The 24518-nt window shown below is 46.4% G+C and carries 20 protein-coding genes and 2 pseudogenes; 9 read left to right on the forward strand and 13 right to left on the reverse strand.

What is annotated here, in order from left to right; genetic code table 11:
- Nucleotides 1–13 precede the first annotated feature (13 nt).
- Nucleotides 14–985 carry a magnesium/cobalt transporter CorA gene (corA, locus tag AOB49_RS03530; protein WP_062307988.1) on the reverse strand — a complete coding sequence of 324 codons (972 nt, stop codon included), beginning with the start codon at nt 983–985 and terminating at the stop codon, nt 14–16.
- A 74-nt stretch (nt 986–1059) separates the two neighbouring features.
- Between corA and pyrF the strand changes: the two genes are divergently transcribed.
- Nucleotides 1060–1905: an orotidine-5'-phosphate decarboxylase gene (gene pyrF / locus AOB49_RS03535; protein ID WP_062307989.1), complete on the forward strand. Its 846-nt coding sequence runs from the start codon at nt 1060–1062 to the stop codon at nt 1903–1905.
- A gap of 15 nt (nt 1906–1920) precedes the next feature.
- Here the strand turns inward: pyrF and mtgA are convergent, their stop codons facing one another.
- The 6 genes from mtgA to mpl form a co-directional block, all read right to left on the reverse strand.
- Complete coding sequence (mtgA, locus tag AOB49_RS03540; protein WP_062307991.1) at nt 1921–2661, reverse strand: monofunctional biosynthetic peptidoglycan transglycosylase; 741 nt, start codon at nt 2659–2661, stop codon at nt 1921–1923.
- 17 nt (nt 2662–2678) lie between these two features.
- Entirely contained in the window at nt 2679–3587 is a 909-nt protein-coding gene (gene aroE / locus AOB49_RS03545) for a shikimate dehydrogenase (protein ID WP_062307992.1), read from the reverse strand.
- Nucleotides 3588–3633: 46 nt separating this feature from the next.
- Nucleotides 3634–4401, reverse strand: a complete 768-nt coding sequence (locus AOB49_RS03550) for an energy transducer TonB family protein (RefSeq protein ID WP_245640601.1) — start codon at nt 4399–4401, stop codon at nt 3634–3636.
- Nucleotides 4402–4477: 76 nt separating this feature from the next.
- Nucleotides 4478–6466 (reverse strand): ribonuclease catalytic domain-containing protein, encoded by a 1989-nt coding sequence (locus AOB49_RS03555; protein WP_062307997.1) that lies wholly within the window; start codon nt 6464–6466, stop codon nt 4478–4480.
- Nucleotides 6467–6468: 2 nt separating this feature from the next.
- Nucleotides 6469–7197, reverse strand: coding sequence for a 3-oxoacyl-ACP reductase FabG (gene fabG / locus AOB49_RS03560; protein ID WP_062307999.1), 729 nt, complete (start codon nt 7195–7197; stop codon nt 6469–6471).
- Nucleotides 7198–7201: 4 nt separating this feature from the next.
- Nucleotides 7202–8608 carry a UDP-N-acetylmuramate:L-alanyl-gamma-D-glutamyl-meso-diaminopimelate ligase gene (mpl, locus tag AOB49_RS03565; RefSeq protein ID WP_062308002.1) on the reverse strand — a complete coding sequence of 469 codons (1407 nt, stop codon included), beginning with the start codon at nt 8606–8608 and terminating at the stop codon, nt 7202–7204.
- A 26-nt stretch (nt 8609–8634) separates the two neighbouring features.
- On the opposite strand from mpl, the gene AOB49_RS03570 reads away from it, so the two are divergent.
- The 7 genes and pseudogenes from AOB49_RS03570 to AOB49_RS03595 all read left to right on the forward strand — a co-directional run bounded on the left by AOB49_RS03570 (nt 8635) and on the right by AOB49_RS03595 (nt 14382).
- Complete coding sequence (locus AOB49_RS03570) at nt 8635–9162, forward strand: TlpA family protein disulfide reductase (protein WP_062308004.1); 528 nt, start codon at nt 8635–8637, stop codon at nt 9160–9162.
- Nucleotides 9163–9411: 249 nt separating this feature from the next.
- Nucleotides 9412–9861, forward strand: a complete 450-nt coding sequence (gene aroQ / locus AOB49_RS03575) for a type II 3-dehydroquinate dehydratase (RefSeq protein ID WP_062308006.1) — start codon at nt 9412–9414, stop codon at nt 9859–9861.
- A gap of 37 nt (nt 9862–9898) precedes the next feature.
- On the forward strand, nt 9899–10363 hold the full coding sequence (gene accB / locus AOB49_RS03580; protein ID WP_062308009.1) for an acetyl-CoA carboxylase biotin carboxyl carrier protein: 465 nt from the start codon (nt 9899–9901) through the stop codon (nt 10361–10363).
- A 65-nt stretch (nt 10364–10428) separates the two neighbouring features.
- The gene (accC, locus tag AOB49_RS03585; RefSeq protein ID WP_062308011.1) at nt 10429–11793 is read left to right on the forward strand and encodes an acetyl-CoA carboxylase biotin carboxylase subunit; all 1365 of its coding nucleotides are present in this window, start codon (nt 10429–10431) and stop codon (nt 11791–11793) included.
- A gap of 34 nt (nt 11794–11827) precedes the next feature.
- Nucleotides 11828–12748 (forward strand): annotated as a pseudogene (prmA, locus tag AOB49_RS12260) (50S ribosomal protein L11 methyltransferase); the annotation flags it as partial.
- 192 nt (nt 12749–12940) lie between these two features.
- The gene (locus AOB49_RS12265) at nt 12941–13369 is read left to right on the forward strand and encodes a DUF3426 domain-containing protein (protein WP_245640606.1); all 429 of its coding nucleotides are present in this window, start codon (nt 12941–12943) and stop codon (nt 13367–13369) included.
- A 53-nt stretch (nt 13370–13422) separates the two neighbouring features.
- Entirely contained in the window at nt 13423–14382 is a 960-nt protein-coding gene (locus tag AOB49_RS03595; RefSeq protein ID WP_062308017.1) for a carbohydrate kinase family protein, read from the forward strand.
- Nucleotides 14383–14464: 82 nt separating this feature from the next.
- Here AOB49_RS03595 and AOB49_RS03600 read toward each other — a convergent pair.
- The 5 genes and pseudogenes from AOB49_RS03600 to AOB49_RS03625 form a co-directional block, all read right to left on the reverse strand.
- Nucleotides 14465–14820: pseudogene (locus tag AOB49_RS03600) on the reverse strand (histone); the annotation flags it as partial.
- A gap of 341 nt (nt 14821–15161) precedes the next feature.
- Nucleotides 15162–16346: a ribonucleotide-diphosphate reductase subunit beta gene (locus AOB49_RS03610; RefSeq protein WP_062308022.1), complete on the reverse strand. Its 1185-nt coding sequence runs from the start codon at nt 16344–16346 to the stop codon at nt 15162–15164.
- Nucleotides 16347–16393: 47 nt separating this feature from the next.
- On the reverse strand, nt 16394–19366 hold the full coding sequence (locus AOB49_RS03615) for a ribonucleoside-diphosphate reductase subunit alpha (protein ID WP_062308025.1): 2973 nt from the start codon (nt 19364–19366) through the stop codon (nt 16394–16396).
- Nucleotides 19367–19641: 275 nt separating this feature from the next.
- Nucleotides 19642–20451: a 1,6-anhydro-N-acetylmuramyl-L-alanine amidase AmpD gene (gene ampD / locus AOB49_RS03620; RefSeq protein ID WP_245640602.1), complete on the reverse strand. Its 810-nt coding sequence runs from the start codon at nt 20449–20451 to the stop codon at nt 19642–19644.
- Nucleotides 20452–20455: 4 nt separating this feature from the next.
- Nucleotides 20456–21304 (reverse strand): cytochrome C assembly family protein, encoded by an 849-nt coding sequence (locus AOB49_RS03625; protein ID WP_062308027.1) that lies wholly within the window; start codon nt 21302–21304, stop codon nt 20456–20458.
- 20 nt (nt 21305–21324) lie between these two features.
- Here AOB49_RS03625 and ffh point away from each other — a divergent pair, with 20 nt between their 5' ends.
- A complete protein-coding gene (gene ffh / locus AOB49_RS03630; protein ID WP_062308030.1) occupies nt 21325–22707 on the forward strand; it encodes a signal recognition particle protein in 1383 nt (460 codons plus the stop codon).
- Nucleotides 22708–22745: 38 nt separating this feature from the next.
- On the opposite strand, the gene AOB49_RS03635 is transcribed toward ffh, so the two are convergent.
- Nucleotides 22746–24488, reverse strand: coding sequence for a proline--tRNA ligase (locus AOB49_RS03635; RefSeq protein ID WP_062308033.1), 1743 nt, complete (start codon nt 24486–24488; stop codon nt 22746–22748).
- Nucleotides 24489–24518: the final 30 nt, after the last annotated feature.

Consider the following 24518-nt stretch of genomic DNA (forward strand, 5'->3'; position numbering starts at 1 on the left):
CAAAGCGCAACTGTTAACGCGAGCTCAACCAACCTTTGTGACGGAAGTACCACAACGGAATCATCGCTGAAATCACCATCGAGAGGATGGCAACTGGATAACCCCAAGTCTCCTCTAGTTCAGGCATGTAGCGGAAGTTCATACCCCAAACGCTTGCCAATAAGGTCGGTGGCATTAAGGCAACCGATACCACCGAGAAGATCTTAATAATCTTACTTTGGTTCAAGTTAATAAAACCCACTGTCGCATCCATTAAGAAGTTGATCTTGTCGAATAAGAACGCGGTATGGTTTTCTAATGAATCAATATCCCGCAAAATCTGACGAGCCTCTTCTTGCTGCTCATCAGACAATAATTTGCTGCGCATTAGGAATGACAATGCACGGCGTGTATCCATTACATTGCGACGAATACGTCCGTTTGTATCCTCTTCCTTAGCGATAGTCTCAAGCACTTCTTCCGCATCATTATCAGTAATGTCGTCTTGAAGTACTCGCTTACCAGCCTGCTCGAGATTCTCATAAACCTCTTCTAACGCATCAGCGGAATACTCAGCATCGGTTGAATAAAGATCTAACAAAACATCCTTTGCATTGCTTACTGAACCTGGACGCAAACGCGCACGTAAACGTACTAAGCGAAAGACTGGTAAATCCTCATCATGAATCGAGAATAAGACCTGCTTGGTCATCACAAAAGCGACTCGCACGTTACGCGAGGTCTCTTCTTCATCTAACAAGAAATCGGTACGGATATGAAGATGGCCATCATCAGCCTCGAAATAACGCGCAGACGCCTCAAGGTCACCCAAATCATCTAATTCAGGTAGAAGCACACCGAAGGCCTCTTTAATCCAGACGAGCTCTTCCTCCTCTGGATCTACTACATCGATCCAGATTGGATTTGAGTATTGCAACAATTCATTGCGATCTTCCACTTGCTCTTGAGAGAGGCGGCCATTTTGCAGGACGAACAAGTTGATCATGGTGAACTCCTAAGGAATGTGCGCTAGTTTATCCTATAGAACATGACAGTTTCACGAAAATAAGCCCAAATCCAATGAACTCCAGCTCAAATACCTTTACCCAGCAACTCCAGTCTGCATGGGCTTCCCAAGGCAGTATGTTGTGTGTGGGCTTTGACCCAGACCCTAAGCGCCTACCCGAAGCCTTTCAAGGCAAGCCGGACGGTATTTTTGAGTTTTGCCGAGAAATTGCTGATGCGACCGCAGATCTAGTCTGTTCCTTCAAGCCTCAATTTGCCTATTTCGCATCCCAAAGGGCTGAGGCTCAACTGGAAAAGCTCACCCGCTACCTTAAAAATCAATACCCCCATATCCCCGTCATCCTTGACTCTAAGCGCGGGGATATTGGCAGTACCGCCGACCACTACGCCCTCGAGGCTTTTGAGCGCTATGGAGCGGATGCAGTTACCGTCAACCCCTATATGGGCTTTGACACTATCGAGCCTTACCTTAAGCATGCTGGCAAAGGGGTAATTGTTTTATGCCGCACCTCAAACCCTGGTGGCTCCGATCTACAGTTTCTTCAAGTATCGCCAAATGGTGAACCGCTCTATCTTCATGTCGCAAAGTTGGCTGCGCAACAATGGAATGCATCCGGACAGCTCAGCCTGGTAGTAGGTGCCACCTTCCCAGAAGAGATTGCTAAGGTACGCTCGATTGTTGGCAGTATGCCTTTACTCATTCCCGGCATCGGAGCTCAAGGGGGTGATATTGATGCCACCGTAAAAGCAGGCAACATTCCCAATCATCCGGGTACCGGAATGATGATCAACTCCTCCAGAGCCATCTTATATGCAAGCGCAGGCAATGATTTTGCGCAGGCTGCTAGAAAAGTGGCTATCAACACTAGAGATGTGTTAAGGACTGCGGCCAGTAAATAACAGTGTTTTACAGAATTAACGGGCCTTTGGTTTCAGAGTTGGCACCAAAGCCACCCGATCCATATTTTCTAGAATGAAGTCTTGGCGAGTAGGGAAATGAATATTAGCCTTGCGGCAGTACTGGGCTTTATCAAAACACTTTGGCGCAGGTAAGGCAGAAGCTAATGCTGCAGCCTGCTCACGACTCAGAAGTGCTGGCTTAATGCCGTAATAGTGCTCAGATGCAGCACCAATACCAAAGATTCCCTCGCCCCACTCCACCGAGTTCAAATAGATTTCATAAAGACGCTCCTTGGAGAGCATTGTCTCGAGTAAAGCTGTAATGATGAGTTCCTGCCCCTTACGAAAGTAGTTTTGCTCTGAGGACAAAAATAGATTCTTAGCCAACTGCTGGGTAATTGTGGAGCCGCCGCGCAAGGCGGTATTCGATTTTGGTGAGCCAGACTGTTGGCGCTGATTCTTTTCCCAGGCCTTGCGCATATCTTCTAAGCGCACCCCCTGGTGCTGAAAGAAGATATCGTCTTCGCTGACTAAAACAGCGCGCTTCACATTGACAGAAATTTTTTCATAAGGAACCCAGGTTGACTGAATTGGGCAAGACCAATTCAAACCGCAAAGACGCCAGCGTTCCGCCCGCTGAAACGAAGTGCTTCCTGGATTAACAACTGCCCAAATACCCACCTGAATAATGAAATAAATTTGCATGGCGATGAAACCACCTAACAAACATTTCAGAAAATATCGAAGCCAGCGCATCGAAGTTCGCTTTTGAACTAGGCGCTACGAAGTTCCGCCAATACGGCGCGCGGATCAATTGATTGACTTAACTCTGTACCGCGCCAGATTAAAAACGCATCCGCAGCTTGCTCTACCAACATCCCCAAACCGTCGCTTACACGAGCACCTCGATATAGGGCCTGCTGCATAAATGCAGTGGGTTTACCGTAGACCATTTCATAAGCAAACGATTTGGGTGTAAATATCTTATCCGCTGCTAAATTACTGATTGGCGATTCATCACCTAGACCCGCGGCAGTTGCATTGATGACCAAATCAAAAGCATGTGAAGTGATTACAGAATCCTCTAGCTGAGCCATTGCGCGGGACTCCAGCGTAACCTGATTAGCAGCAGCAAGTCCAGCAAAGAGTCCCACTAATTCATCAGCTTTTGCGCTCGATCGATTGGCTATCACCAAGCACTTGGGGGCGTGCTCCAATAAGGGTCCAATCACACCGCGGGCTGCGCCACCTGCACCCAAAAGCAATATACGCGCCCCATGGAGGGCGATTCCTTGCGCCAATAAATCACGCACCAAGCCTGCTCCATCGGTATTGTCACCAAAGATTTTCCCGCCCTCAATGCGCAATGTGTTTACTGCACCCGCCAATTGAGCGCGTGGAGTTAAGACATCAGCCAGTTCCTGCGCATCCAACTTAAATGGAACGGTGACATTCATGCCCTTTCCACCCGCGGCAAAAAAGTTTTTAACTACATTCTTAAACTCACCGAGTTCTGGCTGTAAGCGGCCATAGTGCATTTTTTGTTGAGCCTGCGCCGCAAACTGCGCATGAATTAAGGGAGATTTACTGTGATTAATCGGGTTTCCAGCAACCGCATAGACATCGATCCCTGCAAAATCAGCAGGATCAGTATGAAGATTGAGGGATTGCGGAGTATTCATATTCAGTACAGGATAAGCCAAATTGACTCGTCGTTATTAAATCAGATTAACGTCTTAATTCCAGACGATCTGAACCCTCTCTTGCGAATTCAAAAGTAGAAATCCAGTCCAGAATATCAATTTGCTTGGCCATCTCTACCGGAAATGGACCAAAGGGAGCGGATGCTCGAACAATCGCTAAAGCCTGCCTATCCAACTCTGGGTTCCCAGAACTACGTCCAATACTCAGGCCATCTTTCCCCTGTGCATTATTGGCAATGCGGCCTTGAGCGTCAACACTCACTACAATCACCAGACTTCCATACAAAGGCCTGCCATTGACGCGAGGGAAGAAAGCGCTTCCATAAGCTTCAATTTTTTGGCGCATAGCATCGTAATATTGCGCAAAGGCAACCGCCTTAGTACTAGCGCCAGTCAATACTTTGCGACGGGGCTCTCGTCCATTAATTTGCAGTCGTTTAGCTAACTCGGCCTCCAAAGAATTTAATTGCTGAGTCACCTTTTGATCATCACCACTCTTCCGACCTCCGGCAAGAGCGCGCTCAGCATCCAACTTCGCTAACATTTGCTTTTGTTGCTTCTCAAGCAATTCAATGCGGGCATCCACACCTAATCTTGCTCGATGTATTGCTGTTGCATCTTGATGAACACTGGTGCCGCCGCCATGCAAGTCAGCTTGCGCTAATTTATTGGCTTGTTTAGGCGCCACCGGATTACTTGAGTTAACCAACACCACACTTAGAGGTGTATTTAAACGTCGACTCTGAATCTCTCCAAGCCCCCAGCGAAAAGATAAAAAAATCAGGTGCACCATAATCGAAACGCATAAAGCGAAACGAAACGGGTAGCGTCGCCAAGTCTTCCGCAAATATTCTTGAGACCGAACCAGTTTAGGTGGGAGTTCCATCACTCTCAATCACTTCCGGGGTTTCTATCTGAAGCACTCTTACCGCGGCACTTAATTGCAAAAGATCGACATCCGAGATACTCACTTGAGCACGCGTCATGCGCGGATGAGTAGCCAACTCTGGCACGGGTAAATGCAAAGGAATAGGCTCGACTCTGGAGCTTCCCTCTTTAAGATGTCTAACGAATACCTGCTTTGGTAATGTATCTTGTGAAATCCAACGTAGACACCAATATTTTTCAAGTCGATCTTGATACTCGCCATACGCTTGGTAGCAAGCCTCAAAGTCAGCAGCAATTCCCATTAGGCTAGCATCGCGTGGCGGAAATGGTGCAACCATCTTTGCGGTGATGCCATGCTTAGCTAGGGCAATTAACTGCCATTGATTTACCAAATCAGAATAGCGACGCAGCGGAGACGTACACCAAGCGTAGTAATCTAGACCTAAGCCTTCATGAGGCCCCGGGGTAGTTTGCATACGCGTACGTAGCGGCCCCCAACCTTTTTGGGTCCGGAAAAGGCCTGGCAAACCATGGTCCGCTAGCAATCGCCCGGATGCGCTGTTGCAGTAAATCATCCATTCAGCAACGATCGTATCCAAAATAGAGCCTCGTTGACGAGGTGTAATCTCAACACGTTCTACACCATCAAGCTCTTGAATTTGAAAATGAAAATCTCTCGCCAAAGCATTAGGGTCGATTACTCCTAGCTGCTCTGCACGGAGTCCATTAGCAACCCGCTGCTCCTGGCGGCTCGCATGCAATCGCTTAGCAGCCATCCACAAGATACCCAACTCTCGATGAAAGGCGAAGTCAGAAAGCTCGTTGACTAGACTTTCTTCTGTAACTTTATCTTCTAAGTGCTCTAAACGAAGATTGGCACTCATAGGAACGAGCTCTGCACGCAATTGCAGAGAGTCCTTATTGATATTTCCCAAGTCATCGATGTCAACATAAATAGATAAAGCGGGACGAGCCGCACCCTCATCTAAAGAGAATTGCTGAATGACAGCATCTGGCAACATCGTAATCTTGTCGCCAGGAAAATATACCGTTGACATACGCTCTCGAGCAACGCGATCTAAAGCATCATCTTTTTCTATCGCTAAACCAGGAGCTGCAATATGAATACCGATGCGATACCCACCGTCTTCAAGGGTCGTGACGGATAAGGCATCATCAATTTCTGTTGTCCCAGAATCATCAATGGAGAATGCAAGCACCTTAGCCAAAGGTAATTCTGAAATGGCGGCATCTAACACCGCCTGCTCTACCGCCAAACCATCTTGGTGAGCTGATCCGCGGGGGAAATGCGACTTTAAAAACATTCCCTGGTGGTAATCCAATGGCGAATCAATTGCTCCACAACGAATCATTAATTGCGCAGACGATTCCCCTGACTGCGTGCAAGCCGCAATTAAAGCTTTATAAGCCGATGTATTTTTATCTGGGGAAAATAACAACTGATTTGCTTGTGACTGTAAGACTTCTGGAAACCTTCCTGCCACTAACTCTTGTTGCCAGATGGCTTGTTGCTCTAGTTCTTTTTGCTTGCGCTCTAATGCGGCAAGCCCAGCTTGTAACTGCTCTAGTGGTGCACGTTGAAAACGTCCACGCCCTTTGCGACGAAAAAATACTGGTGCGCCCTGCAAGGCAATGGCCAATGCCGTCTGCTGGGCAATCGTCACCTGATCACCAAAATACTCATGAGCAACATCAATCAAACCAAATTCTTCATCAGGGGCACAGTCCCATAAGAATTGCAGATCGATTTCCTTCGATAAGGCGCTCGCTTCGTCCATTAAAGCTTGTGGCTCTGGCTTTTCAAAGCGCAACCAAACCTCTTTAGCCTTTAACTTGATCTTCTTGCCGGATAAGCTAGTCGCTTGCCATGACTCAGTATCTCCAGAGCCTGAGGCAGACTGGACCGTGGCAACCTTGATGTCACCACCCTCTTCATATAAAAGATGCATTCTTAGAGAGAGATCCCGCCGCTGGCCTCAAGTGCAACGCCATTCACATAACTCGCTTCATCGCTAGCTAAGAATAAGTACACATTAGCCATCTCTTCGGGCGTACCCAAGCGACCTAGCCAGCTACGCTTTTCGATATCTTGCAAAATATTTTCAGGCATCGCTTTGACCATCTCAGTAGCGATAAATCCTGGGCAAACTGCATTCACACGAATCCCTTTTGCACCTAATTCACGCGCCCAAGTTTTTGTGAAACCAATCACGCCAAACTTGGTAGCGGAATAATTGGTTTGGCCAAAGTTTCCATAAATCCCAACAACACTTGAGGCATTAACCACCGAACCCTTACCTGCCTCTAACATATGAGGGACAACTAGCTGAGTGCAATTAAAAACACCTTTGAGATTGACGTCGATGACACTATCAAACTGCGCTTCTGTCATTTTGATTAAGCGCGCATCTTGGGTGATCCCCGCATTGTTAATCAAGATATCAATTCGCCCATGACGTTGTATGATTTGATCAACTGCCGCTTCAATGCTCGCGCGATCAGTGACATTCATCACATAGGATTCAGAGCCCGGGATAAGCTCAACCGCAGCTTTGACTGCGGCAGGATTGATGTCGGCAATCATGACTTTTGCGCCCTCCTGTGCAAAACGTTTCGCTGTTGCAAAACCAATGCCTTTTGCCGCGCCAGTAATGATGGCTACCTTATCTTTTAATCTCATGTAATCACTTTGCCCTGTCTTGAATTGCCGTCAATATCTTCTGATGAACGCCACCAAACCCGCCATTACTCATCACTAAAATATGGTCGCCTGGTTTTGCTTCCTGAGCAACCGCCTTTACCAGCGTATTTAAATCATCAAAAGCCATAGCACGATCTTTTTGTTTTGCATTAAGCGGTAACAAAACCTCGCTTAAATCCCAGCCTAAGGATTCCTTGCCAGCACTAGCCCCATAGGCAAAGATCTGATCTGCCGCCTCTAAGCTGCCAGGGAGTTGCGCTTTCATCACACCCAACTTCATCGTATTCGAACGTGGCTCAAGCACCGCCAAGATACGCGCTTTTCCAATGCGACGTCGCAAGCCATCTACCGTAGTAGTAATAGCAGTTGGGTGATGCGCAAAATCATCATAAACCGTGATGCCATTGGCAAAACCAATCGTTTCTAAGCGCCGCTTCACATTTTTAAATTCCGCTAAAGCGCGTGCCGCATCGACCGGAGAAATACCGATGTGATTTGCACAAGCAATCGCCGCCAATGCATTAAGTTGATTGTGTCGACCCATCACTCCCGAATCGAATGCCCACTCGACTGTCGCTACCTCATGGCCATCCTTCAGAACAGTAAAACCATCACCCGCTTGAGAAATGAGAGACCAAGCATTTTTTGCATCGTGACCAAATGTCTCAACGGGCGCCCATGCACCGCACGCAATCACTCGCTCCAATGCGCTCTCTTCACCATTTACAACCAATAGGCCATCGCCTGGAACGGTACGCACGAGATGATGAAACTGAGTTTCGATTGCAGCCAAATCCGCAAAAATATCGGCGTGATCAAACTCTAGATTGTTTAGCAAGGCTGTACGTGGTCGATAGTGAACAAACTTACTGCGCTTATCAAAGAACGCAGTGTCGTATTCATCAGCCTCGATCACAAAATACTGCCCCTCACCCAAACGTGCGGATACCGTGAAATTGAGTGGCACGCCACCAATCAGATAGCCCGGCTTGTATCCATTAAATTCCAGAATCCAAGTCAGCATGGCTGAAGTGGTTGTCTTTCCGTGAGTGCCAGCCACCGCCAGAACATGTCGACCGTATAAGACTTGCTCACCTAACCATTGCGGACCAGAAATATAAGACAAGCCTTGATTAAGAATGGCCTCCATTAAAGGATTGCCTCTTGAAACCACATTACCGATCACAAATAAATCAGGCATCGTCTCAAACTGTAATAATTGATCTGGCGAGAATCCCTCAATGAGTTTGATGCCTTGCGCCTCAAGTTGAGTACTCATTGGTGGATAAACGTTGGCATCACAGCCAGTAACGCGATGTCCGGCCTGCCGAGCGATTGCGGCAATGCCGCCCATGAAAGTACCGCAAATGCCCAAGATATGAATATGCATTGGGGAATTTTAGCTAAGGAGCTGCAATGAATCGAAGACAGTGGATTTATATCTCTGGAATTAGCGTAGTAGCCCTGATATTAGGCATCCTCACATCACAGTGGATCTACAGAACTGGCCTTGCAAACGATCCCGCGATTAAAGCTTTTTTTTCAAATGACTGGAAAACACCCGATGGAAAATCAGTCAATGCCGAGGCTTGGCGTGGAAAAGTCCTCGTTGTGAACTTTTGGGCCTCCTGGTGCCCTCCTTGTGTTGAAGAAATGCCTACTTTAGATAAATTACAACAAGAATTCTCTGCACAAAATGTGCTATTTGTTGGCATTGGCATCGATTCACCCTCTAATATTCGCCAATTTCTCGAAAATACCCCCGTTTCCTACCCAATCGTCATTGGTGGACTTGAGGGCAGCAGTCTCTCAAAGCAAATGGGGAACACCCAGGGAGCATTGCCCTACACCATCATCATTGATGCAAGAGGAAAGTCTACTAGCAGTAAATTAGGGAAGATAAGCGAAGATGAGCTTAGAAAAGCGATTAAAGCAGCTTTATAAGAGATTTTATGTGCAATAAAAATTTTCTGGCACCCCATAAATAACCCATTTTTAGGCTGTATTTTTACGTATTTGCTGTTAAAAGCATCAAATTTGGGCAATTTGATCTCTATTTCCGGCCTCTCCAAAAACTTCTAGAGGTATACTTCTCTCGTGCTTGGTGAAGAATTTATTTCATGAAGTAAGCAGTTTTAGAGAAAAAGCTTTATTTACCTATTTAAACCTAACTGCCTCTAAAAATATCGATCTATGTCGAAAAATACTTCAATTCTCGTAATTCAAGGCCCAAACCTCAATCTACTAGGGACTCGTGAACCAGAGGTTTACGGCAAAACTACCCTAGAAGATATTCATACAAAACTTGGCGCAATCGCCAAGGCCCAATCGGTTGATCTATCTACTTTCCAAAGCAATCATGAGGGTGAGCTTATTGACCGCATTCAGAAGGCAAAACAAGATGGGGTGGATTTCATCATCATCAATCCGGGTGCTTTTACTCATACTAGCGTCGCTCTTCGTGATGCCCTGGCGGGAGTTGCCATTCCATTCACTGAAATTCACCTATCCAATATTCATCAACGTGAAGAATTCCGCAAGCATTCCTACCTATCAGACATTGCGACTGGAGTGATTTGCGGATTAGGTGCAATTGGCTATGAATTAGCTCTACAAGCGGCAATTGCTCGCTTGCATAAATAAATAATTAATTAAGAATTACTAGAAAGGGACACTTTCCATGGATCTCAGAAAACTCAAAACACTCATCGACCTAGTTTCCGAATCAGGCATCTCTGAATTAGAGGTGAATGAAGGTGAAGACCGTGTTCGCATTGTGAATGCAGGTTCATCTGCGCCCGCTGGGCAGGTAGTGTATGCCGCCGCCCCAGCACCAGCGCAAGCAGCCCCTGCGGTAAATGCTGCACCAGTAGCAACCGCTCCAGCAACCGAGGAAGCGCCGGCCGAAAGTGGATTTGTGGCGCGCTCACCAATGGTAGGCACTTTTTATCGCGCACCAAACCCAGAGTCTCCTAACTTCGTCAATGTTGGTGACACTGTAAAAGTAGGTCAGACACTGTGCATTATTGAAGCCATGAAGCTTCTCAATGAGATTGAATCTGAAAAAGATGGTGTCATTAAGCAAATTCTCTGTGAAAACGGTCAAGGCGTTGAATTTGATCAGCCACTTTTCATCATCGCTTAATTGATCTTTAATCAATTTTGCTAGTACCACTCCACTCCACCGTTACCACTTAACTCAGAGCCGACATGTTCGATAAGATTCTGATTGCCAATCGCGGAGAAATTGCTCTCCGCATCCAACGCGCATGTCGCGAGTTGGGAATTAAAACTGTAGTGGTGTACTCCACAGCAGATAAGGAAGCGAAGTACGTCAAGCTCGCAGACGAGGCTGTCTGTATTGGGCCTGCGCCATCGCCATTGAGCTATCTCAATATGCCCGCTATTATTTCTGCGGCTGAAGTCACTGATGCTGAGGCGATTCACCCAGGCTATGGTTTTCTCTCTGAGAATGCTGACTTTGCAGAACGTGTAGAAAAGTCTGGCTTTGCTTTTATTGGTCCAACTGCCGCGTCTATCCGCCTCATGGGCGACAAGGTTTCGGCCAAGCGCGCCATGATCAAGGCTGGCGTACCCTGCGTTCCAGGATCTGAAGGCGCTCTGCCAGATAATCCTAAAGAAATTATTGCTACTGCAAAACGGGTTGGCTATCCAGTCATTATTAAAGCCGCCGGAGGTGGTGGTGGACGAGGAATGCGTGTCGTACATACTGAAGCCGCCCTCCTGAATGCTGTCAACATGACCAAAGAAGAAGCCGGTCGCGCTTTTGGTAACCCAGAAGTCTATATGGAGAAGTTTTTAGAGAAGCCTCGCCATGTAGAAATTCAAATCTTGGCAGACACTCATGGTAATGCCATTTGGCTCGGTGAGCGCGATTGCTCCATGCAGCGTCGCCACCAAAAAGTAATTGAAGAAGCTCCAGCACCAGGCATTGATCGTCGTTTAATTGCCAAAATTGGTGAGCGTTGCGCTGAAGCCTGCAGAAAAATTGGCTATCGTGGCGCTGGTACCTTTGAATTCCTTTATGAGGATGGTGAATTCTTCTTTATTGAGATGAATACCCGAGTTCAAGTTGAGCATCCAGTGACAGAAATGATTACTGGCGTCGATATTGTGCAAGAACAAATTCGTATCGCAGCTGGCTTGAAGTTGAGCTACCGCCAAAAAGATATCGTTTTCCGTGGCCACGCTATTGAGTGTCGCCTCAATGCGGAAGACCCTTTTAAGTTCACGCCAAGCCCAGGTCGTATTGGTTCATTCCATATGCCGGGAGGACCTGGCATTCGAGTCGACTCGCATGCTTATAGCGGCTACATGGTTCCATCTAACTATGACTCCATGATTGGCAAGTTGATTTCTTATGGCAATACCCGAGAGCAAGCGATTCGCCGCATGCAAATTGCACTCTCTGAGATGGTGATTGATGGAATTACTACCAATGTTCCGCTACATCGCGAACTCATGCTTGATCCCAACTTCATTGAAGGCGGCACCAGCATTCATTACCTAGAGCATCGTCTTGAAGAGCAAGCTGCAAGTCGCGGCAAACCCTAAGACTCCGATCCATTAATGCAGATACTGAGCACGCATGTCCTATCGTGAACTCGTTTTCACGGTACCTGCTGAAATCGCAGAGCCCCTAGGTGATGCGTTGTTGGAGGTGGGCGCCCTTTCAGTCACAGTAGAAGACGATGCCGCTGGTGGTTACGATGAGAACCCGCTCTATGGTGAACCAGGCCTCTCTCCAGAGGTGCAAGCTTGGGATCGCTCCGCTGTTACCGCGCTTTTCAACCCTGAAGTTGACGACTCTGATGCCGAGAATTTTGTTTCAGAGCTACTGACTAGCCTCAAAGAACTTGGATTTCATCTCCCCAAGCCTCAAGAGAAGATTGTTGAAGAGCAAGATTGGGTGCGCTTAACCCAAAGTCAATTTGCACCAATTCAAATTGGTGAACGTATTTGGGTAGTACCGTCATGGCATGAAGCGCCGACTGATCCCAATGCTATTTGTTTGGCAGTAGATCCTGGGCTTGCCTTTGGTACCGGTAGCCACCCAACTACCCACCTTTGCTTGCTTTGGCTGGAACAAAATACCCAACTACAAAATCAAAGCCTACTTGATTACGGTTGCGGATCTGGAATTTTGGCTATTGCTGCTGCGAAATTAGGCTGCAATCCCGTAGTTGGAACTGATATTGATCCCCAAGCGATGGTTGCAGCGCGGAGCAATGCCGAAATCAATCACACAGTGATTCGTTTTGTATTGCCCAATGAGAATGCGCCAGAACTTGCAGCAGAAACTAAATACGACATCGTGATGGCAAATATTTTGGCCAACCCACTGCAAGTGCTTGCACCCGCCCTGGTCAATAAGATGCGCCCTGGTGGAAAAATTGTGCTGTCTGGAGTGCTCGCACGACAAGCTGAAGAGGTAATCGAAACCTATAGCCAATGGCTCAAGCTCTCCGTTTGGAAAGAGAGTGAAGGCTGGGTATGTCTGCATGGCACCTTAACGATCGATAGAGATCAAGATCAGAAAGCAACTAAAAGCACAAACTCCCCTGTGCCGGCTCAAAAAAAAAGTCTTAAATTCATTCTCCTGAGTCTATTTTTCTTAGTGCTCCTTATTTTTGGTGAGCATCTATCCAGAAACTCTCTATTACCAATGCTTGCCACACGTGTTGATGGCAGTTCTCATTCAATGGCAACAACTGCTTTTGCACTTTTGCAGAAACTAGATGAAAAACTTTGTCACGCACTAGGGTGCATCAATCGCCCTGTAAGCGATTTTTCCGCGTGGAAAATAACTGCGGTCACTCTTGCACCTGAAAACGCGCGAGAGGCCCTTAAAAACGCTTCAAATCAATCAACGCTGCAAGTTGAAATACAAAATCGCCTAGCAATTCCCGTTTTATTCCCAAATTTAGAAATTTCCCTCACAGATACCGACGAATCTGAGATCAAAATCATTCAACTTGCCCCTGATGAGTGGTTACCAAATATCTGGAAAGAGGCCAATCCTGATTTTTTACGCCAAGGCGCACCCTCAGGTGAAATATTTCAATCGGAACTCAAGCTTTTACTCCCGCAAAATGCTGCAGGCTACCGTGTCAGAATTTTTTATCCCTAAAAAACACTTCATTAGCAACTTCATTTCATTTTTTTATTAGAAAGTCACAATTTATGGCCAGTTTGATCTGCGGCTCTATCGCTTACGACACCATCATGAACTTTGAGGGCAAATTTGCCGATCAGATTCTGCCCGAGCAAATTCATATTTTGAATGTCGCCTTCCTGGTTCCAACGATGCGCCGCGAATTTGGTGGCTGCGCCGGGAATATTGCTTATAACCTTAGCTTGCTTGGTGGCGACCCCATCATCATGGCTACTGTAGGCGGCGATGCAGCACCTTACTTCAACCGACTTCAAGAACTCAAGATTGATGCAACGCATATTCGCCAAATTGAGCAAGCATTCACAGCTCAAGCCATGATCACAACCGATCAAGCAAATAATCAAATTACTGCCTTTCACCCTGGAGCAATGGGTGAATCTCACCTCAACCAAGTATCTGCAGTAATAGCAGAGCGTAGCAAGAATGGAAAAGGCGCCGCAAAGTTTGGAATTGTTGCGCCAGATGGCCGCCAAGGTATGTGGGAACATTGCCATCAACTAGCGCAAGCAGGTATTCCATTTGTGTTTGATCCAGGCCAAGGCTTACCCATGTTTAATGGTTCCGAATTATTGGAGCTCGTTGAAATGGCCAGTTATTTAGCCGTCAATGACTATGAAGGCGAAATGCTTTCCCAAAGAACGGGCCTAAGCTTGGCAAAAGTAGCTGAAAGAGTGAAGGCCTTAATCGTCACCAAGGGAGCTGAGGGCGCAGATATCTACTTTGAAGGTAAATGCATCGCAATTCCGCCCGTCCCAGCGGCAAAAGTAGTTGATCCAACCGGTTGCGGTGATGCATTCCGCGGTGGATTACTGTTTGGACTTGAAAACGGCATGGATTGGGAAACTACCGGTCGTCTCGCCAGCTTGATGGGTTCGATCAAAATCACCCATCAGGGACCACAAAATCATCAAATCAGCAAAGAAGAGATTGCCACCCAATTTAAATCCGCTTTTGGGTTTGCGCTCTAAAAACAATCCATTTGAGAGATAGGCAATAAAAAAGGGATCTCGTGAGAGATCCCTTTGAACTTCACCCGTCTATAAGCAGAGCTTAAGGACGTGTGCCAGTTGGGAAGGGCCAAGCAGCGGCTGGATTCAACGTAGTTGAAGCGGCAGCTTTTTTAGCCACGGGCTTTTTTACAGCTTTGCCCGCTTTCTTCGCAGCAGGCTTACTTACTTTTTTTTTGCAGCTGGACGCTTTTTAGCAGCAGCTTTTTTAGCAGCAGGACGCTTCTTAGCTACTTTTTTAGCAGCAGGCTTCTTAGCAGCAGCTTTTTTAGCAGCAGGACGCTTCTTAGCTACTTTTTTAGCAGCAGGCTTCTTAGCAGCAGCTTTTTTAGCAGCAGGCTTCTTAGCAGCTACTTTTTTCTTTGCAGCTGGTTTCTTTGCAGCAACTTTTTTCTTGGCGATTGCCATAGTAATGCTCCTTCACGTGAGGATTAGTACAAACTACCGATTAAGAAGACCCGACCATTCATTTCCGCCTGATTTTGCAACCGTTTGGATACGACGAGCGAGCCATTCATCGGCGCGCGGCTTGATGCTAAGTGCTGCACGCTAATGAATCCTGGAAAAAAAGCCGTGGCCCCAAAGGGCAACGGCTTCTTAAATTTGCTGGAAAAAACAGAGAGAATAGCCCAGACGCCCTTGGACAAGGGTTTTCGGATTTGAGTCTGGTTTTGCTGACTTTTAAAACTGTCCAACCGTCTAATCTCCTATTTAGCCGGCTGTGCGCTGTTAACTAATAACTACTCCCAACTTAGCGCACCACCGGTTTGATACTCAATAACGCGTGTCTCAAAAAAGTTTCGTTCTTTTTTCAGATCAATCATTTCTGACATCCATGGGAATGGATTCTCTTCATTTGGGAACATCGCGTCAAGTCCTATTTGCAAACATCTGCGATTACAGATGTATCTTAGGTAACCTTTGAACATGGGCGCGTTCAATCCGAGCACTCCACGAGGCATCGTATCTTCGGCATAACGGTACTCTAATTCAACCGCTTTTTCGAAGATAGATTTAATCTCATCTTTGAACGCAGAAGTCCATAACTGCGGGTTCTCCAGCTTGATTTGATTAATTAAATCGATACCAAAATTACAGTGCATCGACTCGTCACGAAGGATGTATTGATACTGCTCAGCAGCACCCGTCATTTTGTTTTGACGACCCATTGCAAGTATTTGCGTAAAACCAACATAAAAGAACAAACCTTCCATCACGCAAGCAAAAACAATGAGTGAACGAAGTAATTTTTGATCGTTTTCTAAAGTACCAGTCTTAAATGTTGGATCAGTTAGAACGTCAATAAATGGAATAAGGAACTCATCTTTGGCGCGAATTGATTCAATCTCGTGATACGCATTGAAGATCTCACCCTGATCTAAACCCAAAGATTCGACAATATATTGGTATGCATGGGTATGAATCGCTTCTTCAAAAGCCTGACGTAATAGATATTGACGGCACTCTGGAGCTGTAATTTGGCGATATGTACCCAAAACGATATTATTTGCCGCCAAAGAATCGGCTGTAGTGAAGAAGCCCAGATTGCGTTTAATAATACGACGCTCATCTTCCGTTAAGCCATTTGGATCTTTCCAAAGCGCGATATCGCGATTCATATTGATCTCTTGTGGCATCCAATGATTTGCGCAACCTGCTAAATATTTCTCCCAAGCCCACTTGTATTTAAATGGTACTAACTGATTTACGTCAGTTTTTGCATTAATCACACGCTTATCGGCCACATTGACACGACGCGCTTCACTGCCTGTCGATGAAACGGGTGCCTCTTGTGCAGGTGCAGCAACTTGCGGCGCAATCGCCACTTGATCTGGTTGCGGGCGCTGTGGTTCAACCGCCACTGGTTGGGGTGCAAGACCAGCTTTCGCTAGTGCTGGAGCAACTTCTTCTTCCCAATTCAACATAACTCTCTCCTAAATTCTTCTCTTCTATTAGTCAGCAAGCAAATGGCTTACTGACATGCTTCACATTCTTCAAAGCCAGCATCACCAGGACGCATTGTGCAAACTGGGCCATCTGCTTCTTGCGCTGCAGCGGCAGCTGCATCAGTGCCGTTAACACCGCCACCACTTGAAACTGAATTCAACTGGCCGCTAGCTACAGTAGATTTCTCTACGTGGGTTGCAGCCATGGTGCGGAGGTAATAGGTTGTCTTCAAACCACGCAACCATGCCAACTTATACGTGTCATCCAACTTCTTACCAGATGCTCCAGCCATGTAGATGTTGAGGGACTGCGCTTGGTCAATCCACTTCTGGCGACGTGAAGCGGCTTCCACCAACCAACTTGGCTCAACTTCAAATGCGGTGGCATACAAATCACGCAAATCTTGTGGAACGCGATCAATTTTGGACAAAGTGCCATCAAAGTATTTCAAATCGGCAATCATGACCTCATCCCATAGACCGCGATCCTTCAAATCGCGAACCAAATACTCATTCACTACTGTGAACTCACCAGAGAGATTAGATTTCACGAATAAGTTCTGGAAGGTAGGCTCGATACAAGCTGAAACACCAATAATGTTTGAAATCGTTGCAGTTGGAGCAATCGCGACGCAATTGGAATTGCGCATGCCGTGCTGCTTGATACGGGCGCGCAGACCACTCCAATCCATAGTAGAGGAATTATCAACCTCCACATAACCACCACGCTCTGCAGCCAACATTGCTACTGAATCCTGCGGGAGAATGCCGCGATCCCACAATGAGCCTTTGTATGTGCTGTACACGCCACGCTCTTCAGCCAGCTCATTTGAAGCTTGGTATGCGTAGTAGCAAACTGCTTCCATAGAAGAATCGGCAAACTTCACAGCCTCTTCACTTGCATATGGGATACGCTGCATGTGTAAGCAATCCTGGAAGCCCATAATGCCCATACCTACTGGACGATGCTTCAAGTTCGAATTACGCGCTTTAGCAACAGCATAGTAATTAATGTCAATCACGTTATCCAACATACGCATTGCAGTACGAATGGTTCTTTGGAGCTTTTCGTGATCCAAAATCATCTTGCCAGAAGCATCGGTAGTCATATGCGCGGTTAAATTGACGGAACCTAAGTTACATACTGCAATCTCGCTCTCATTAGTATTGAGGGTAATCTCAGTACACAGGTTAGATGAGTGAACAACGCCAATATGTTGCTGTGGACTACGGATGTTGCAAGGATCTTTGAAGGTAATCCATGGGTGACCAGTTTCAAACAACATACCCAACATCTTGCGCCACAGTTGTTGCGCAGGAATACGACGGAATGGTTTCAACTCACCTGCATCAGCCTTCTTCTCATAGGCAACATACGCCTCTTCAAAAGCCTTGCCGTATTTGTCATGCAAATCAGGCGTATTGGATGGGGAGAATAATGTCCATTCGCCACCCTCCATGACACGCTTCATAAACAAATCAGGAATCCAGTTAGAGGTATTCATGTCATGCGTGCGGCGGCGATCATCACCAGTGTTCTTACGCAACTCGAGGAACTCTTCAATATCTAAGTGCCATGTTTCAAGATAGGCACAAACTGCACCTTTACGCTTACCACCTTGGTTCACGGCAACTGCTGTATCGTTCACGACCTTCAAGAAAGGCACTACACCTTGTGATTTACCGTTAGTACCTTTGATATGACTTCCCAAGGCGCGCACGTTTGTCCAGTCATTACCCAAGCCGCCAGCAAACTTAGATAAGAGCGCATTCTCTTTCAAGGCTTCGTAGATGCCATCCAGATCATCATCCACTGTTGTTAAGTAGCAGCTTGATAACTGAGGACGTGTTGTCGCGGAGTTAAACAAGGTTGGTGTACTGGACATGAAATCAAATGTAGAAAGAATTTCATAGAACTCGATAGCACGACGCTCACGATCCAACTCATTTAAAGACAAGCCCATAGCAACGCGCATGAAGAATGCTTGCGGCATCTCAATGCGACGATCCTCAATGTGCAAGAAATAACGGTCATACAAAGTTTGCAAACCAAGATAGTTAAACTGCAAATCACGGCTTGCATTCAAAGCTGCGGCTAAGCGCGGAAGATCGAATTCACGCATGCGTGGATCCAACAATTCTGCAGAAATACCCTCATTGATGTACTTGGCGAAATAAGTGCTGTACTCCGCCTGCATGTCACCTTGCAATACTTCGCGACCCAAAATTTCTTTACGAATCACATGCATCAGAATACGCGCAGTAACTTGGCTATACGCAGGATCTTTTTCAATCAATGTGCGTGATGCCAAGATTGCTGAGTCATACACTTGCGCCATCGGAACACCATCGTACAAATTCTTGATGGTTTCAGTGATGATCGGAGTTGCATCGATATGCGTACCCAAACCCTCGCAAGCAGCTTCAATGATGGTGCGTAGTGCAGCCATATCTAGCCACTTCTCCACACCGTTATCAGTCACCTTGAGACCAGATTCACCAGTTTGAGTAGCCTCTTGAGTTTCTTGCGCAATCCCCTGTTGTGTGGCGCGCTCTTGGTTACGCTTTTCACGATAAAGAACATAAGCACGAGCAACGTTATGCTCACCGCTGCGCATTAAGGCCAGCTCAACCTGGTCTTGAATATCTTCAATGTGGAAAGTACCGCCATTTGGACGGCTACGTAACAATGCGCGAACAACTGAGTGAGTTAATTGCTCAACTTGCTCACGCACACGTGCAGAAGCAGCGCCTTGACCGCCATTAACCGCCAAAAATGCTTTTGTTACCGCAATCGCGATTTTGGATGGCTCAAATGCCACCACCGACCCATTGCGACGAATAATTTTGTAATCAGATAATTGGGTAGCTTGATTACCGCCAACTCCACCAGCAACAAAGCCGGCAGAAGGGGTTTGATTCATGGCTTCGGAGGGATTCATTCCTGGGTTATTTGTGCCGGCAGTCTGTCCTGCTGTCTGAGGGTTGGCATATGTCATATTTTTTCCTGCTTATATATAGTTATTTGGACAAAAAATCGTTAAAAAACAATGGGGTATTGCTATATTCAAACACTACATCTAGTGTCTCGAAGTGCATTTGGTACTAAGTATAGGGAAATATTCGGAAATTAGTAAGACATTTCTGATGAATATTTATAAGTATTTTTCCTAGGTTTTCCAGTAATTTAGGGGCTATTTTGGTGCGGATTTTTTAGCCCTTTTCAACTAAAGGGGAAGAAAGTGAGCGTATGCTCACATACTAATTTCTCACCCTAACGGGAGTGCAAGCCGAAGGGGAATTTCTCAGCAGGAATGTTGCTTTTGGACTGTAGCTTTTGCCAATCAAACTGAATCCCTGGATCTGTTTTTCTTCCAGGAGCAATGTCACTGTGACCAGCAAAGTGAAGATCTGAATAAACCGCTTGTAGTTGGGTGCTTAATTTCGCTAGCACCTGATACTGAATTTCCTCAAAAGGATGCTCACTATCACCCTCTAATTCAATGCCAATAGAAAAATCATTGCACTTTTCCCTTCCCTGAAAAGTGGATAAGCCAGCGTGCCAGGCTTTATTTTGGGTAGAAACAAACTGATATACATCGCCGTTGCGAGAAATCAAAAAATGGCTAGAAACCTTTTGATCGGCAATCTCTTCAAAATAAGGGTGGGAAGATGGATCAAGCTTATTTTGGAAAAAATCTACGATGTATTGGGTGCAATGACGATTTACAAAGTCACCAGGCGGTAGGCTGATGTGATGAATCACCAATAGATCAGGCATTTGACCCTCTGCTCGACTGTCTTGGTTGGGCGAAATTCGCCATACAGCAGAGCCCAACCAACCATTTGGGTCTAGCGTCTGAAGATGTTGTTCGGAACAATAAAACCGGTTTTCTTTAGCAATTGCCTCGGACTGTGGCAAATGCACCGAGCAATGTTGGCATTGCACCATCACCTCTGGTTCGAGAATCTGGGTTTGCTTTTCTTTTGGAGCCCGCTCTGCATCGAGCTTTACCCGTTTCTTACCCTTTAACCACAGATAAAAAAAGGCTGCTCCAGCAAACAATAAGAGCCACTTAATCAAGACGTCACACTCGCTGCAAAATTACTTCTAAAACAAAGCGGCTGCCCACATAAGCCAATAACAAAGCAGTGTAGGCACTTAGCACCCAGCGCACAGCTACGCGTCCGCGAAGACCGACACGCCAGCGAGCAACGATCAGCCCAGCAAATAAAAACCAGGAGATTAAGGCAAAGATAGTCTTATGATCAAAGACAAAGGGTTTACCAAACAAGGTCTGTGAGAACAGTAGTCCCGAAAATACCGTCAAACTTAATAACGCAAAGCCGACGTACAGCAAATTAAACAATAGGCTTTCCATTGTCATCAATGGGGGCAGGTCCTCAAGCCAATGGGCAATACGGCTATTAGGAAGAATGGCTAACTGACGATGCAAGGCTCGGTCTTGGACGCTCATTAACATCGCATGCATCGCCGCCAGACTCAACAACCCCACAGAAATAGTCGCAACAATAAAATGCCCCTTGAACCAAGGGTCGGAGACTGCCGTTGGAGAAATCAGCGTACCAGAAAACAAAGTTGGCAATGCAGAACAAATCAGCGCGAAGAATAAAACAAGCCAACGCAAGCTAGCAATCGGCAAAAACCAAGATTGAAACCAATAAAAAGCCAGGCCCACCCAAGCTATCAATGAAAGGTCCTGAGCAAACCCAAACACGAAGCCTTGTGGCGTAAAGACAGAATCATGGAGCTGAACTCCATGAATCACCAAAATAAGAAAAATTGCCGTCTGAATGAGGCCAGAAAATGTAGCAGACTCGACTTTTTCCTTCGGTCTTGAGCTTAAAAAGATCAAAAGAAGCAAATAAAGTGTGGATGGAAGCCATCCGAAGCCTGAGTAACCTAAAATATCCATCTAGAAAGTCTAATCGATAAATGCTTGAGAATCTCACCGACCGCCTATCACGTGTTGTGAAAACAATGCGAGGGCAAGCTCGCCTCACTGAAAGTAATACTGCGGAGATGCTGCGGGAGATCCGTCTGGCCTTGCTAGAAGCTGACGTTGCCCTACCAGTAGTTAAATCCCTGCTCGAGCAAATTAAATTTAAAGCCCTTGGCGAGGAAGTGGTTGGCAGCTTAAGTCCTGGCCAAGCGCTGGTTGGAGTTGTCCAGCGCGAACTTGCTCAAGTGATGCGCGGTGATACTAATCAAAGTGGTGAGCTCAATTTAGCTACCCAGCCACCCGCAGTCATTTTGATGGCGGGCCTACAGGGTGCTGGTAAAACTACCTCTGTAGGAAAGTTGGCCAAATTTCTTCAGGAAAAAAAGAAAAAAAAGGTTCTTACCGTTTCTTGCGACATTTACCGTCCAGCGGCTATTGAGCAGCTGGAAACTGTCACCAAGCAAGTAGGCGCAGAATTTTTCCCTAGCAACATCAATCAAAAGCCAAGTGAAATCGCTGCAGCGGCACTTGATTGGGCGCGCCGTCACTACTTTGATATTTTATTGGTTGATACGGCGGGACGCCTTGGTATTGATGAAGCACTTATGCAAGAAATTAAAACCTTGCACGAGAACCTCAAACCGATTGAAACTCTATTTGTCGTTGATGCGATGCTAGGACAAGATGCCGTCAACACAGCTAAAGCCTTCCACGAAGCCCTACCACTAACGGGCGTGATCCTCACCAAATTAGATGGTGACTCACGAGGTGGTGCCGCACTCTCTGTTCGTCAAGTCACCGGAGTACCACTGAAATTTATTGGTATTGCTGAAAAAATGGATGGCCTTGAGGCATTCGATGCAGAGCGTATGGCCAATCGAATTTTAGGTATGGGCGATATCCTTGCCCTCGTAGAGCAAGCCCAGCAAAACGTAGATGTCGCAAAAGCAGAAAAATTAGCGCAGAAAATCTCTAAAGGGGGATTTGATCTCGGAGACTTTAGGGATCAGTTGGCTCAGATGCAACAAATGGGTGGTATGGCTAGCCTCATGGATAAATTGCCCAGCCATATGGCGCAAGCAGCTTCCAAAACCAATCTCAGTGCCGCAGATAAACAAACGAAGCGCATGCGCGGCATTATTGATAGCATGACACCGCAAGAGCGTGCAAAACCTGAAATACTCAAAGCCACTCGGAAGCGACGCATTGCCGCTGGCGCTGGCGTTGAAGTTCAAGAAGTGAATCGCCTACTTGCCCAGTTTGAGCAAATGCAAACAATGATGAAACAATTTAAAGGCGGCAAGATGGCTCGCACCATGGCATCCATGGCAGCAAAAGGAGCCGCCAAAGGACTTGGCGGACTCTTTAAAAAATAATTACTTCAACCTACAGAGACTGATTAGGAGTAGTGAATTTAAGAAATTAATTTCTTAGCAGCCTCTACTGCAGCAATCACTTTTGCTTTAATTTCTGACAGTAGAATATTTTGTGACTCGGAGTCAGTGCGACCCTTAAATTCAACTTGAGAATCTGCCAGACCACGGTCACCAATCACTACGCGGAATGGCACCCCAATCAACTCCCAATCAGCAAACATCGCGCCCGGGCGTTCATTACGGTCATCCAAAATAACATCAATACCTGCAGACAATAACTCTTCATGGAGCTGATCACAGGCTGCTTTCACTGCCTCCGACTTCTCGTAACCCATTGGACAAATCACTACCTCAAATGGAGCCATGGAAATAGGCCAAATAATGCCGCGCTCATCGTTACCCTGCTCAATAGCGGCTCCTAGCAATCGAGTCACACCGATACCATAACAACCCATCACCATCGGTTGCGCTTTACCTTGTTGATCGAGGTATGTGCAACCCATCGCCTCAGAGTAACGCGTACCCAATTGAAATACGTGGCCCACTTCAATGCCACGACAGATGTCTACAACACCTTTTCCGTCAGGAGAAGCATCACCTATAACCGCATTACGCAAATCCATCACCAATGGCTCGGGCAAATCTCGACCCCAATTCACACCAGTCAAATGATGGCCAGACTCATTCGCACCGCAGACAAAGTCCGACATATTCGCAACCGTTCGATCGGCAACTACTGTGACATTGGCATTCACACCAACCGGACCTAAATAACCTGCAGGCGCATTACAAGCTTGCTTAATCTCCGCCTCAGTAGCAAAACGAGACTCAGCCATTCCAGGGATCTTGCTCGCCTTGATTTCATTGAGCTCATGATCACCGCGAACCAACAGCATAAATAATTTTGCCGGCCCATCTTCTTGATCAGCCGCAAACAATAAAGACTTCACGGTTTTCTCAAGGGGCAAGCTCAGGAACTTAGCCACATCCGCGCAATTTGTTTTATCAGGAGTTGGAGCCTTAGCCATTGCCTGCGTAGCAGCAGCACGTTCCGCAATTAAAGAAAGTGACTCGGCAGCCTCCAGATTGGCGGCGTAATCAGAGTTTGGACAATATACAATCGCATCCTCACCAGTATCTGCGATGACATGAAACTCTTGACTTCCTGATCCACCAATAGCACCGTTGTCTGCCGTTACCGCACGGAACTCCAAACCCATACGCTTAAAGATGCGGGTGTAGGCATCAAACATTGTTTGATAAGACTTCTTTAGGCCCTCAGTATCACGATCAAATGAATAGGCATCTTTCATGCTGAATTCACGCCCACGCATAATGCCAAAACGTGGACGACGCTCGTCGCGGAACTTGGTTTGAATTTGATAAAAATTTACTGGCAGCTGTTTATAGCTTTTGATTTCATTTCTTGCAAGATCAGTAATCACCTCTTCAGACGTGGGCTGAATTAAAAAATCGCGATCATGGCGATCTTTAATACGCAACAATTCTGGCCCCATCTTTTCCCAGCGTCCGGTCTCCTGCCACAACTCCGCAGGCTGAATCATCGGCATAAGCAGCTCAATTGCGCCAGCACGGTTCATCTCCTCGCGAATAATATTTTCTACTTTGCGAATGACCTTCAAACCCAGTGGCAGATAGTTGTAAACCCCTGCACTAAGCTTGCGTATTAAACCGGCGCGCACCATGAGTTTGTGCGATATCACCTCAGCATCAGAGGGGGCTTCTTTTAACGTAGCGAGAAATGATTGTGAGGCTTTCATGTATGGATATAATCAAATCATTGATTTTAA

Source organism: Polynucleobacter sinensis (genome assembly GCF_001595985.1).
Taxonomy (GTDB): domain Bacteria; phylum Pseudomonadota; class Gammaproteobacteria; order Burkholderiales; family Burkholderiaceae; genus Polynucleobacter; species Polynucleobacter sinensis.